This window comes from Sphingomonas sp., from assembly GCF_004799495.1.
Lineage (GTDB): Bacteria > Pseudomonadota > Alphaproteobacteria > Sphingomonadales > Sphingomonadaceae > Sphingomonas.
Map to the genome: position 1 here is coordinate 292,787 of NZ_SSMY01000008.1, position 12,414 is coordinate 305,200.

A 12,414-nucleotide genomic window follows, 5' to 3' on the forward strand; every position below is an offset into this window, starting at 1 on the left:
GATGAGCGACATCGCCCTCAATCCGAACGCGCACGCCTTCGAAGCGCATCATGATGACCACGCGCATCACGATGCCGATCACAAGCCCGGCTTCTTCGCGCGCTGGTTCATGTCGACCAACCACAAGGATATCGGCACGCTCTACCTGATCTTCGCGATCACCGCGGGGATCATCGGCGGCGCGATTTCGGGCTTGATGCGGATCGAGCTCGCCTCGCCGCACCTTCAGTATCTCGGTACCTGGGCGAATTACCTCAACCATCTGCGCGGCGGGGGCGACGTCAATGTCGACCAGGCCAAGCACCTGTGGAACGTGCTGGTCACCGCGCACGGGCTGATCATGGTGTTCTTCATGGTCATGCCGGCGATGATCGGCGGGTTCGGCAACTGGTTCGTGCCGCTGATGATCGGCGCGCCGGACATGGCGTTCCCGCGGATGAACAACATCTCGTTCTGGCTGCTGATCCCCAGCTTCTCGCTGCTCCTCGCTTCGCCCTTCTTCGGCGGCGCGGACGGTGGTGCGGGGACCGGCTGGACGGTCTATGCCCCGCTCTCGACGCAGGAAGCGGGCCCGTCGACCGACATGGCGATCCTGTCGCTCCACCTGGCGGGTGCCTCATCGATCCTCGGCGCGATCAACTTCATCACGACGATCTTCAACATGCGCGCACCGGGCATGACGCTGCACAAGATGCCGCTGTTCGTGTGGTCGGTGCTGGTCACCGCCTTCCTGCTGCTGCTCGCGCTGCCGGTGCTCGCGGCGGCGATCACGATGCTGCTGACCGACCGTAATTTCGGCACGACCTTCTTCCAGGCCGAAGGCGGCGGCGACCCGATCCTCTATCAGCATCTGTTCTGGTTCTTCGGCCACCCCGAAGTGTACATCATGATCCTGCCGGGTTTCGGCATGGTCAGCCAGGTGATCGCGACCTTCTCCAAGAAGCCGGTGTTCGGCTATCTCGGCATGGCCTACGCCATGGTCGCGATCGGCGTCGTGGGCTTCATCGTGTGGGCGCACCACATGTTCACGACCGGTCTCAGCGTGAACACCAAGATGTACTTCACCGCGGCGACGATGGTGATCGCGGTGCCGACCGGCATCAAGATCTTCAGCTGGATCGCGACGATGTGGGGCGGCTCGATCAGCTTCAAGACCCCGATGGTCTGGGCGATCGGCTTCATCTTCATGTTCACCGTCGGCGGCGTGACCGGCGTCGTGCTCGCGAACGGCGGCGTCGACGACTATATGCAGGACACGTACTACGTCGTGGCGCACTTCCACTACGTGCTGTCGCTCGGCGCCGTGTTCAGCTTGTTCGCCGGGTTCTACTATTGGTTCCCGAAGATGTCGGGGCGGATGTACAACGAGTTCCTCGGCCAGGTGCACTTCTGGGTGTTCTTCGTCGGCGTGAACGTGCTGTTCTTCCCGATGCACTTCCTCGGGCTGCAGGGTCAGCCGCGGCGCATGCCCGACTTCCAGGACGGGCTCGCGCACTGGAACCACATCGCGTCCGCCTGGGGCTATTCGATCATGGCGGCGGGGATGGCGGTGTTCTTCATCAACGTCCTGTGGTCGCTGTTCGCCGGCAAGAAGGCGCCCGACAATCCGTGGGGCGAAGGCGCGACGACGCTCGAATGGACGCTGTCGAGCCCGCCGCCGTACCATCAGTTCGAGACCTTGCCGATTATAGACGAGGGCGATGCCCATCATCACTGATCGACCCGGTCGACGCGAACGAGCGCCCCGGAAGCAATTCCGGGGCGCTTTTCGTTGGGCTAGGTGTTGAGGAACCGCCGTAGCGCGGCGACGTACTTTACCGGCTGTTCGTTCATCGTCAGGTGCGAACAGCCCGGGAAGACCTCGAGCCGCGACCCCGCAATCCCACGCTGGATCGTTTGGTGGCAATCGAGCGTGACCTCGTCGAACTCGCCGGTGGTGATGTAGGTCGGCAGCTTGATACGTCCGAGATCGGCGCGGCGGTCCCAGTCCTTGATAACGCCGGTGATGGTGAATTCGGTGGGGCCGTTCATCACGCGATAGGCGATCGATGTGGCGAGGTTCTTGCCCGTCGCTTGCGCTTCGGGCGGCCAGGGCGAGACGCGGCAGACGTGCAGGTCGTAGAATTGCTGGACCAGTGCCTGATATTCGGCACTGTCGGTCTTCCCCGCCGCCTCGAGCGCATGCAGTTTCGCGCCGCCGCCGTTGGGTAATGCGGCGATCAGCCGCTGTTGCCCCGCCATCGCCTGCGGGATGCTGGCAAGCGCGCCGCCGAGTATGAGCTTCTCGACTCCCGGGCGCTGGCCGGAGCAGAGATATTCGATCGCCAGCATCGACCCCCAGCTGTGGCCGTAGAGGATCACTCGATCGAGCCCGAGCGCTTTGCACACCGCATCGACTTCGTCGACCGAGCGCTGGATCGTGTAGATGCTTTCGTCCGCCGGACTGTCGGCGCGGCCGCAACCGAGTTGGTCGTAGAAAATGACCGGGCGCTGGTCGGCAAGCGCGCGCAAGGGAAGCAAATAATCGTGCCCCGCGCCCGGCCCGCCGTGCAGCGTGAGGAGCGGCGTGCCGCGCCCGTTCCCGACCTTCCTCCACCAGATCCGGCCACCCGGCACGTCGGCATGGCCTTCGCTGACCGGCACCGCCGCGCCAAGCGCGGGCGTGATCGCCAGTGCGCCGAGCCCGGCCACTGCTTCGCGGCGCGTGATCCGCATGATCTCTCTCCCCCTCTTCCCTAACGCGAAATCTATGCCCCCCGCGGCGACGAGTCGAATCTGGAGCGCCAGTACGCTTCCCTCCGGGCGCACAGGCGCTTATAGCGCTGCCATCCCATGACCACCGACACGATCGCCCTCCCCGCCGACTGGCGCGATTTCCTGGCGTTGACCAAGCCGCGCGTGATGACGCTCGTCGTGTTCACGGCGCTGTGCGGCATGCTCGCAGCACCGGGTACGATCCATCCGGTGATCGGGTTCACGGCGATCCTGTGCATTGCGCTGGCGGCGGGCGCGGCGGGGGCACTCAATCAATGGTACGAAGCGGACATCGACGCCAAGATGCGCCGCACCGCCAAGCGGCCGTTGCCAGCCGGGCGGATGGCCAAGCAGTCCGCGCTCCATTTCGGGGTCGGGCTGGGCGTGTTCTCGGTGCTGCTGATGGGGCTCGCGACCAACGTGATCGCGGCGGGTATCCTCGCGGTATCGATCCTGTTCTACGTGCTGGTCTATACGATGTGGCTCAAGCCGCGCACGCCGCAGAATATCGTGATCGGCGGCGCGGCCGGCGCGTTCCCGCCGCTGATCGGCTGGGCGGCAGTGACCGGCGGGATCGCGCCGCTCCCGGTCCTCCTGTTCGCGCTGATCTTCCTGTGGACCCCGCCGCATTTCTGGGCATTGGCGCTGTTCGTGAAGACCGATTACGCCAACGCCGGCATCCCGATGCTGCCCGTCGTCGCGGGCGAGCGCGCGACGCGGGCGCAGATCGGGCTGTACACGATCCCGATGGCGGTCGCGGCGATCGCGCCCTGGCCGCTCGGGCTGACCGGTGCGATGTACGGCGCGGTCGCGGTGATCGCGACCGGCTGGTTCGGTTTCCTCGCGTTGCGGGTCGCGGCACGCAAAACACGAGAGAGCGACACGATGCGCCCCGAAAAGCGGCTTTTCGCTTATTCGATCGTCTATCTCTTCGTGCTGTTCGGCGCGGTAGTGGTCGACCGCTGGTGGCTGGCATGACGCCCGACGAGGAAGAACGCCGGCTGGCCGCGCAGCGCCGCAACGCGCGCGTCATGGCGTGGCTGCTCGGTGGGTTCGCGATCCTGATGTTCGCGGTGTCGATCGCCAAGATCGGGCTGTTGCACTCATGAACCGGACCACCCGCACCGCGATGTTCGCCGTGATTGGCGTGTGCTGCTCGACCGGATTGGCCTGGGCCAGCGTGCCGCTTTACCGCCTGTTCTGCCAGGCGACCGGCCTCAACGGCACGACCGGGCGCGGGGTTCGCGCGCCGGGCGCGGTCGACGGCAAGATGACGATCGCGTTCGACACCAATGTCGCGCCGACGCTCAAATGGAAATTCGCGCCCGAAAACGAGCAGGAAACGATCGATATCGGCGCGCGCGACATGGCGTTCTTCACCGCGACCAACGTGTCCGATCACACCATTACCGGCACCGCGACCTTCAACGTCACCCCGGCGCAGGCGGGCATCTATTTCAAGAAGATCCAGTGCTTCTGCTTCACGCAGCAGACGCTCAAGCCCGGCGAGACGCAGCGCATGCCGGTGATCTTCTACGTCGACCCGGCGATCCTGAAAGACCCGGACGCGCGCGACATCCAGACGATCACGCTCAGTTACACGTTTTACCCGGTGGATTCCGCGAAAACTCCTAGCTAGAGCAAGTTGAGACCTGACAGGGAAACCGACACATGGCCGGCGCCAAGAACCACGATTACCACATCCTCAATCCCGATCCCTGGCCACTGATCGGCGCGTTTTCCGCACTGGCGATGGCGGCGGGCGGCATTGCGTGGATGCACGGCGGGCATGTCGGCCATCCCAACGGCGGCGGTTACCTGTTCTTCGCGGGCGTCGCCGGCGTGCTGTTCACGATGTTCTCGTGGTGGGGCAACGTGATCGGCGAAGCGCACAAGGGCGATCATACCCCCGTCGTCCAGCTTCACCTGCGCTACGGCATGATCCTGTTCATCGCGTCCGAAGTGATGTTCTTCGTCGGATGGTTCTGGGCATTCTTCGACTTCTCGCTATTCCCCGTGCCCGTCGTGTGGGACGCCGCATCGAAGAGCGCGAGTCTGGTGACCGACGCGACCGCCAAAGCCGCAGCGGTGTGGCCGCCGCACGGTATCGAGGTCATCAACGCGTTTCAGTTCCCGCTGCTCAACACTATCATCCTGCTCCTCTCCGGCACCACCGTGACCTGGGCGCACCACGCGCTGATCCACAACCAGCGCGGCGGCGCGATGAAGGGGCTGTGGGGGCTGATCGGCGTCGGCGAGAACGACAGCGTCAAGAAGGGGCTGTGGCTGACGATCGTGCTCGGCCTGCTGTTCAGCTCGATCCAGGCGTATGAATATTCGGAAGCGCCGTTCCCGTTCAAGGGCCTGAACTATGGCGCGTCGTTCTTCATGGCGACGGGCTTCCACGGCTTCCACGTGCTGATCGGGACGATCTTCCTAAGCATCAACCTGGTCCGCGTGTACAAGGGTGACTTCACCCCGAAGCAGCATTTCGGGTTCGAGGCGGCGGCCTGGTACTGGCACTTCGTCGATGTGGTGTGGCTGTTCCTGTTCGTCAGCATCTATGTCTGGGGCGGCTGGGGCGCACCGATCCACGCCGGCTGATGGCGGAAGCGCGACCCGATGCGGGCCCGGCGCCCGCGGTGGTTGCGCTGAAGGGATTGTGCCCGCGCTGCGGCGCGCCGACCTTGTTCGCCGGCTGGGCGCGCTTCGCGCCGAGGTGCAGCGCGTGCGGGCTCGATTTTAGCCGGTTCAATGTCGGCGACGGACCGGCGGCGTTCCTGACGCTGATCCTGGGCGCGGTGATCGTCGGACTGGCGATCTGGCTCGAGCTAGCGGTGCACCCCGCCTGGTGGGTGCACGTCATTTTGTGGATCCCGCTGACGGCGATCGCGGTGATCGGCGCGTTGCGCGTGTCGAAGGGCGCGCTCCTCGCGCTCGAATATCGCAACCGGGCCGGAGAAGCGATATGAAGCGGTTGCCGATCGTCCCGACGATCCTGGTCGTGCTCGCGGCGGCGGCGATGGTTGGGCTGGGCATCTGGCAGCTCCAGCGCCGGACCGAGAAGCTGGCGCTGCTGAACGCGCTGACCGCCAACCGGTCCAAACCGCCGATCGCGCTACCGATCCCGCCGATCGGCGACGATCTGCTGTTCCGCCACGCGAGCGCGCTGTGCCTCAAGCCCGTCAGCTTTGCGACCGAGGGCGCGGGGAGCGCCGGGTACCGCATCATCGCGCAGTGCAAGACCGGTGCCGAAGGCCCGGGGTTCGCGGTGCAGATCGGCACGACGCGCGACGTCGACTACAAGCCCAACTGGACCGGCGGCCCGGTTAGCGGAATGCTCGGCCATGCGCCGAGCCATTCGCCGCTGATCGCCGGGCTGTTCGGCAAGACGGTGCCGGGGCCGTTGTTGCTGATCGCCGACAAGCCCGCGCCTGGCCTCGCCGCCAACGCCATGCCGAGCATCGATTCGATCCCCAACAACCACCTCGCCTATGCCGTGCAATGGTTCGTGTTCGCGGGGCTGGCGCTGCTGATCTACGGCCTCGCGCTGCGCCGGCGCGCGCGCAAGGACTAGGCGATGCGCTACGTCAGCACGCGGGGGCGGGCACCCGCGCTCGATTTCCGCGACGTGACGCTGGCGGGGCTCGCAAATGACGGCGGGCTGTATCTGCCTGAAGCGTGGCCGACCCTGACGCGCGACGAGATCGCCGCGCTCGCGGGATTGTCGTATGTCGAGACCGCGGTGCGCGTGATGACGCCGTTCGTCGGCGATACGCTGAGCGAGGACGAGCTGCGCGCGCTCTGCACGCAAGCCTATGGCCGCTTCGCGCACGACGCGGTGACCCCGCTCGTCCAGCTCGACAACCGGTATTGGCTGCTCGAACTGTTCCACGGCCCGACGCTCGCGTTCAAGGACGTTGCGCTGCAACTGCTCGGATTGCTGTTCGAAAAATTCCTGACCGGCAGCGACCGCCCGCTGACTGTGGTCGGCGCGACCAGCGGCGACACCGGGTCAGCGGCGATCGACGCGGTGGCAGGGCGCGAGCAGGTCGAGATCTTCATGCTCCATCCCAAGGGCCGGGTGTCGGACGTCCAGCGGCTCCAGATGACCACAGTGCTCGCGCCCAACGTCCACAATATCGCGATCGAGGGCAGTTTCGACGACGCGCAGGCGCTGGTGAAGGCGATGTTCAACGCCAACGCCGCGGGGACGGGGCCGCTCGGGCACCTCCGGCTGTCGGCGGTCAATTCGATCAACTGGGCGCGGTTGATGGCGCAAGTGGTCTATTATTTCTACGCAGCCGTGCGATTGGGCGCGCCGGAACGCGCGGTCGCGTTCTCGGTCCCGACGGGCAATTTCGGCGATGTGTTCGCGGGCTATGTCGCGGCGCGGATGGGGTTGCCGGTCGCCAGGCTTATCGCCGCGACCAACGTCAACGATATCCTCCACCGCGCACTGTCGAGCGGTGATTACTCGGCGAAGGGTGTGGTCGCGACGCCGACTCCGTCGATGGACATTCAGGTCAGTTCGAACTTCGAGAGGCTGCTCTTCGACCTCGGCGGCCGCGACGGCGCGGCGATCGCAGCGCAGATGGCGGGGTTCGAAGCGTCGAAGGCGATGCGACTGAGCAATGCGCAGCGCGAGGGCGCGGCCGAGCTGTTCTCCAGCGCCCGCGTCGACCTCGACGACATGGCGCTGGCGATGCGCTGGGCGTGCGAGCGCGCGGGCCAGGTGATCGACCCGCACACCGCGATCGGACTGAGCGCCGCGCGTGCGGCCGATGGCGACGTGCCGGTGGTGGCGCTCGCCACCGCGCATCCCGCCAAATTCCCCGACGCGGTCGAGCGCGCGACCGGCGTGCGCCCGGTTCTGCCGGCGCGGATCGGCGACTTGTTCGAGCGGCAGGAACGCTACGAAACCTTGCCCGGCACGCTCGATGCGGTGGCCGGCTACATCGGTCGGGCCGCCGCGTCATGAAGCTCGACACGCTGATCGGCGAGCCTTGGGCCGATTACGGCCTGATCGACAGCGGGCACGGGCGAAAGCTCGAACGCTATGGCCGCTTCCGCTTCATCCGCCCCGAGCCGCAAGCGATGTGGGCGCCCGCGAGCGCCGACTGGCAGGCGGACGGCGAGTTCATCCCCGGCTCCGACGAGGAAGGCGGCGGCCGCTGGCAATTCACCGGGCAAGTGCCGCGCGACGGCTGGCCGATGAAATGGGACGACGTCGCCTTCACCGCGCAGACCACGCCGTTCCGCCACCTCGGCTTCTTCCCCGACATGGCGCCGGTGTGGAGCTGGATGCGCGAGCGGCTCGACGGCGTGGCGGAACCCGAGGCGCTCAATCTGTTCGGTTATACCGGCGTCGGCACGCTTGCGCTCGCGTCGCAGGGCGTGCGGATGGTCCATGTCGACGCCTCGAAGAAATCGGTCGAGGCCGCGCGGGCGAACGCGCGGTTGGCCGGACTTGACGACAAGCCGGTGCGCTGGATGGTCGACGACGCGACCAAGTTCGCCGCGCGCGAAGTGCGGCGCGGGCGGCGCTACGACGGCATATTGCTCGACCCGCCCAAGTTCGGCCGCGGGCCGGAGGGCGAAGTGTGGCGGCTCGAGGAGGGATTGCCCGGCTTGATCGCAGACTGTCGCAAACTGCTCGACGAAAAATCGCGGTTCCTATTCCTAACCGTCTATGCCGTCCGGATGTCGGCGCTGGCGATCGGCGAGCTGGTGAGTCAGGCGTTCGCCGACCTGCCCGGCAGGGTCGAGGCAGGAGAGCTAGCGGTGTGCGAGGAAGCGCGCGGGCTGCTGCTGCCGACCGCGATCTGGGCGCGGTGGTCGCGTTAGTCGAGCGGCGCCCGGATAGCGGCGCCGGCGACTAGCGGCGCGCCCGCGACCAGCAACAGACTGACCGCCGCCAGTAATTTGAGCGCGCCCGTGCCGCCGTCGAGGCTGCCCGCGCCGAAGATCAGTAGCGGGACCGCGAGCGGCAGGATCAGCAGTCCGGCGATCGCCCCCGCACCTCGCAAGGTGGCGGTAAGCGCGCCGACCGCAAGCGCCAGTGCCGCCAGCCCAGGCGTGCCGATCAAGAGGCTGAGCTCGACCCGAACCAAGGTGTCGCTCGGCAAGTCGAGCAATGCCGCGGCAGGCAGCGCGGCGAGCAGGATCGGCGGGGTGAAGCTTAGCCAGTGCGCGGCGAGCTTGGCGAAGGCGATGGCGGACGGCGACACGCCACGCACGAGCAACTGGTCGATCGTGCCGCTCGCCAGATCGGGCGCGACCAGCCGCTCGACCGGAATCAGCGCGGCGAGCAACGCGGCCGCCCACAACACCCCGCCGCCGATCCGCGCGAGCAACGCCGCATCGGGGCCGACCGCGAACGGGAACAGGATCGCGACGAGCAGGAAGAAGGCGACCGGCAGCAATGCGCCGCCGCCGATCCACGCGCGCCGCACGTCGCGGGCGATGAGCGGGAGGAGGCTCATATACCGAGCTCGATGACCTGCGCGTCGGGGAGCGCGATGGTCGAATGGCTCGCGACCAATACTACGCCGCCGCCTGCGCGGTGATGCGCGATGGCTGCCTCCAGCTGGCCAAGCGCGGCACCGTCGAGACCATTGGCCGGCTCGTCGAGCAGCCACACCGGTGCGCCGCTCGCGGCCACACGCGCGAACGCGGCGCGGCGGCGCTGGCCTGTCGACAGCAAGCGAACCGGCACGTCGGCCAGATCGGCCAGCGCGAGTTGGCCGAGCGCATCGGCAACCGCGCCCGCGCGATCGTCCAGCCGCGCCCAGAAGCCGAGCGCCTTGGCCAGCGGCAGTTCCTCGTCGAGCGACGCCGCTTCGGTCAGCAGCGCGCACGCCGCATCGCCTTCGACCCATCCGGCGGCCGGCCGCAGCAACCCGGCGGCGACGCGGATCAGGCTCGATTTGCCGGCGCCGTTGGGGCCGGTGACGAGCATCGCGCCACCCGGCTCCAGCGCGAACGACAGCGCCTCGAACAGCAATCGCCCGCCGCGCACGCACGTCAGGTCGTGGAACGCGAGGCTGCTCACGCCTCGTCCTCCAGCCGGTGCATGTCGTCGTCGGACAGCCCGAAATGGTGCCCGACCTCGTGAATCACGATGTGGCGCACCAGCGTCGCCAGATCCTCGCCGTCCGCCACCCATTCGTCGAGGATCGCGCGGCGATACAAGTGGATGCGGTCGGGCGGCGCCCCCGATTCCATCGACGATTTTTCGCCGATCGGGCGGCCGTGATAAACGCCGGTCAGGTCGTACGGATCCTCGATTCCGAGCGAATCGAGCGTCTCGTCGTCGGCATATTCCTCGACGATCAGCACGACATTGCCGAGATGCGCGGCGAATTCGGGCGGCAGCGACGCGAGCGTGGCGCGCGCGATCGCCTCGATCTCCCCCGCGCTCGGCGCGCGCTGCTCTTGCCCGCTCATCGCCAGCGGCATAGGCCGGGCAACAGGCACGCGGCAAGCAAGGGAGACGCGCGATGGTCGACCAATTGACCGAGGACGAACGCGCCGACGCGCTCGATGAGCTCGACGAGTGGGACTACGACGAATCGCGCGACGCGATCAGCCGCAGCTTCACCTTCGAGGATTTTTCGGAGGCGTTCGCGTTCATGACTCGCGTCGCATTGATCGCGGAGAAGGCCGATCACCATCCCGAATGGTCGAACGTTTGGAACCGCGTCGATATCACGCTCACCACGCACGACGCGGGCGGGCTCTCGGCGCGCGACGTGGCGATGGCCGAGGCGATCGACGCGCTCGTTGACTGAAAAATCCTTCCCGGGACGGGGAGGGGGACCGCCGGCGAAGCTGGTGGTGGAGGGGGCGGGCCGCGAGCGACGCGTCTGCGGCCCGCCCCCTCCGTCGCGCTACGCGCGCCACCTCCCCGTAAACGGGGAGGATTTATTCAGCGGCGATCCCGCGCCGCATCTGTTTCCTGATCCGCCCCGGCAGCCACTTCGCCGCGAACTTTAGCCGGAACGCGGTCTTGCCGACATAGGTGTGGACGGCATCGCCGTGTACCGCGCGCCATGCCGCCTCGGCGACATCCTCGACCGCGCTCAGCTCGAGACCCGCATCGGTCACGACATCGCGCACCGACCGGTTGCTGTTGCCGGCCGGCGTCTTGAGCAACGGCGTGTCGATAAAGGCGGGCACGAGATCGCGCACTTTGATCCCGTCGCCGAACCATTCGCCGTCGAGCCCTTCGGTCAGCGCGCGCACCCCGAACTTGGTCGCCGAATAGACGACGAGCCCCGACGACCCGTAGATCGCCGAGGCGCTCGCGGTGTTGAGCAGGCACGACCCCGGCGTTTTCTTCAAATAGGCATGCCCGATCTTCGCGCCGTTGAGCACGCCGCCCAGGTTGATCGCGACGACGCGGTCCATGTCCTCGAAGCTCATTTCGGCGATCGGCCCGCCGGTGCCGATCCCGGCATTGTTGAAGAGGACGTCGAGCCGCCCGCCGGTCTTCGCGGTGAAATCGTCGAGACTCACGACCCACGCGCCGCGATCGCGCACGTCCATCGTGTAGGTATCGGCCATCCCCGCGGACAGCATCCCTGCGGTTTCGCGCAGGCCGCTCGCGTTGACGTCGGCCAGCCCCACGCGCCAGCCCTCGCGCGCGAAGCGTTGCGCGACCGCCTGGCCGATGCCCGATCCGCCGCCGGTGATGAAGATCGCCTTTTGGGCCACAGCCGCCTCCCCTTGTCGTTTGCGCCCTCATCCCGCATCACGAGCGCGGATGCCAGCGCCTTCGCAACCCAGCGGTCCTTCGGTCGCCCTGAACGGCGTGACCAAGGCCTATGCGGACGGCACCATCGCGGTCGATAACGTCACGGTCGAAGTCGCGGGGGGCAGCTTCGTCGCGTTGGTCGGGAGCTCGGGGTCGGGCAAGTCGACATTGCTCAAGACGATCAACCGCCTGATCGAGCCGACCGCCGGGTCGGTCGCAATCGACGGCGCGGACGTGACGGCGGGCGACCCGTTCCGGCTGCGGCGGCGCGTCGGCTACGTGTTCCAGAATGTCGGGCTGTTCCCACACATGACCGTGGCGGAGAATGTCGCGATCGGCTTGCGGCTGGAGGGCCAGGCCAAGCCCGCCGCGCGCGTCGCCGAATTGCTCGCGCTGGTCGAGCTGCCCGCCGATTTCGCGAGCCGCATGCCCGACGCGCTGTCGGGCGGCCAGCGCCAGCGTGTCGGGGTGGCGCGCGCGCTGGCGACCGAGCCCAGACTGCTGCTGATGGACGAGCCGTTCGGCGCGCTCGACCCGGTGACGCGGGGGTCACTCGGCAGCGCGATCCGCGCATTGCACGACCGGCTCGGGCTGACCACGATCATGGTCACGCACGACATGGCCGAGGCGCTGATCCTCGCCGACCGCGTGCTGGTGATGGACCAGGGCCGGATCGTCGCCGACGCCGCGCCGCGCGCGTTGCTGGCGGGCGAGGGCGGTGAAGCGGCGCAGGCTCTCGTCGCGGTGCCGCGCGAGCAAATGCGGCAGCTGGGCGCGCTGGAGGCCGGAGTGTGAACGACTTCGCTCTAATCCTCCCCGGGACGGGGAGGTGGCAGCCGCAGGCTGACGGAGGGGGCGGGCCACGATCGAATCGTGTTCGGCCAACCCCCTCCACCACCGAC

Annotated in this window: 15 protein-coding genes and 1 pseudogene; 11 read left to right on the forward strand and 5 right to left on the reverse strand. The window is 67.3% G+C overall.

Annotated elements, in window-relative coordinates; all coding sequences use genetic code 11:
• Position 1 precedes the first annotated feature (1 nt).
• On the forward strand, positions 2-1,717 hold the full coding sequence (gene ctaD, locus E7773_RS09360; protein WP_293990435.1) for a cytochrome c oxidase subunit I: 1,716 nt from the start codon (positions 2-4) through the stop codon (positions 1,715-1,717).
• Positions 1,718-1,776: 59 nt separating this feature from the next.
• On the opposite strand, the gene E7773_RS09365 is transcribed toward ctaD, so the two are convergent.
• The gene (locus E7773_RS09365; RefSeq protein WP_293990437.1) at positions 1,777-2,715 is read right to left on the reverse strand and encodes a proline iminopeptidase-family hydrolase; all 939 of its coding nucleotides are present in this window, start codon (positions 2,713-2,715) and stop codon (positions 1,777-1,779) included.
• Positions 2,716-2,832: 117 nt separating this feature from the next.
• Between E7773_RS09365 and E7773_RS09370 the strand changes: the two genes are divergently transcribed.
• The 8 genes from E7773_RS09370 to E7773_RS09405 are packed head-to-tail and all read left to right on the forward strand — an operon-like array spanning position 2,833 to position 8,601.
• Positions 2,833-3,732 carry a heme o synthase gene (locus E7773_RS09370; protein ID WP_293990439.1) on the forward strand — a complete coding sequence of 300 codons (900 nt, stop codon included), beginning with the start codon at positions 2,833-2,835 and terminating at the stop codon, positions 3,730-3,732.
• Positions 3,720-3,863, forward strand: coding sequence for a hypothetical protein (locus E7773_RS09375; RefSeq protein ID WP_293990798.1), 144 nt, complete (start codon positions 3,720-3,722; stop codon positions 3,861-3,863). Before E7773_RS09370 ends, E7773_RS09375 begins: the two co-directional genes overlap by 13 nt.
• Complete coding sequence (locus tag E7773_RS09380) at positions 3,860-4,393, forward strand: cytochrome c oxidase assembly protein (protein WP_293990441.1); 534 nt, start codon at positions 3,860-3,862, stop codon at positions 4,391-4,393. The genes E7773_RS09375 and E7773_RS09380 overlap by 4 nt, the downstream gene beginning before the upstream one ends.
• Before the next feature lie 32 nt (positions 4,394-4,425).
• Positions 4,426-5,358 carry a cytochrome c oxidase subunit 3 gene (locus E7773_RS09385; protein WP_293990443.1) on the forward strand — a complete coding sequence of 311 codons (933 nt, stop codon included), beginning with the start codon at positions 4,426-4,428 and terminating at the stop codon, positions 5,356-5,358.
• Positions 5,358-5,726, forward strand: coding sequence for a DUF983 domain-containing protein (locus E7773_RS09390; protein WP_293990445.1), 369 nt, complete (start codon positions 5,358-5,360; stop codon positions 5,724-5,726). The genes E7773_RS09385 and E7773_RS09390 overlap by 1 nt, the downstream gene beginning before the upstream one ends.
• A complete protein-coding gene (locus tag E7773_RS09395; protein ID WP_293990447.1) occupies positions 5,723-6,331 on the forward strand; it encodes an SURF1 family protein in 609 nt (202 codons plus the stop codon). The genes E7773_RS09390 and E7773_RS09395 overlap by 4 nt, the downstream gene beginning before the upstream one ends.
• A 3-nt stretch (positions 6,332-6,334) precedes the next feature.
• On the forward strand, positions 6,335-7,735 hold the full coding sequence (thrC, locus tag E7773_RS09400) for a threonine synthase (RefSeq protein WP_293990448.1): 1,401 nt from the start codon (positions 6,335-6,337) through the stop codon (positions 7,733-7,735).
• Positions 7,732-8,601, forward strand: coding sequence for a class I SAM-dependent methyltransferase (locus E7773_RS09405; protein ID WP_293990450.1), 870 nt, complete (start codon positions 7,732-7,734; stop codon positions 8,599-8,601). Before thrC ends, E7773_RS09405 begins: the two co-directional genes overlap by 4 nt.
• Here E7773_RS09405 and E7773_RS09410 read toward each other — a convergent pair.
• Genes E7773_RS09410 through E7773_RS09420 form a run of 3 tightly spaced genes read right to left on the reverse strand, consistent with a single transcriptional unit; the run spans position 8,598 to position 10,203 of the window.
• Positions 8,598-9,239, reverse strand: a complete 642-nt coding sequence (locus tag E7773_RS09410; protein WP_293990452.1) for a heme exporter protein CcmB — start codon at positions 9,237-9,239, stop codon at positions 8,598-8,600. The two genes, E7773_RS09405 and E7773_RS09410, sit on opposite strands and share 4 nt — an antisense overlap.
• Complete coding sequence (ccmA, locus tag E7773_RS09415) at positions 9,236-9,808, reverse strand: heme ABC exporter ATP-binding protein CcmA (protein WP_293990454.1); 573 nt, start codon at positions 9,806-9,808, stop codon at positions 9,236-9,238. The genes E7773_RS09410 and ccmA overlap by 4 nt, the downstream gene beginning before the upstream one ends.
• A complete protein-coding gene (locus E7773_RS09420) occupies positions 9,805-10,203 on the reverse strand; it encodes a metallopeptidase family protein (protein WP_293990456.1) in 399 nt (132 codons plus the stop codon). The genes ccmA and E7773_RS09420 overlap by 4 nt, the downstream gene beginning before the upstream one ends.
• 47 nt (positions 10,204-10,250) lie before the next feature.
• On the opposite strand from E7773_RS09420, the pseudogene E7773_RS09425 reads away from it, so the two are divergent.
• Positions 10,251-10,547, forward strand: a pseudogene (locus E7773_RS09425) (4a-hydroxytetrahydrobiopterin dehydratase); the annotation flags it as partial.
• A gap of 133 nt (positions 10,548-10,680) precedes the next feature.
• On the opposite strand, the gene E7773_RS09430 reads toward E7773_RS09425, so the two are convergent.
• Positions 10,681-11,472 carry an SDR family oxidoreductase gene (locus E7773_RS09430; RefSeq protein WP_293990458.1) on the reverse strand — a complete coding sequence of 264 codons (792 nt, stop codon included), beginning with the start codon at positions 11,470-11,472 and terminating at the stop codon, positions 10,681-10,683.
• A 49-nt stretch (positions 11,473-11,521) separates the two neighbouring features.
• Here E7773_RS09430 and E7773_RS09435 point away from each other — a divergent pair, with 49 nt between their 5' ends.
• Complete coding sequence (locus E7773_RS09435; protein WP_293990460.1) at positions 11,522-12,307, forward strand: ATP-binding cassette domain-containing protein; 786 nt, start codon at positions 11,522-11,524, stop codon at positions 12,305-12,307.
• The last annotated feature ends 107 nt before the right edge of the window (positions 12,308-12,414 follow it).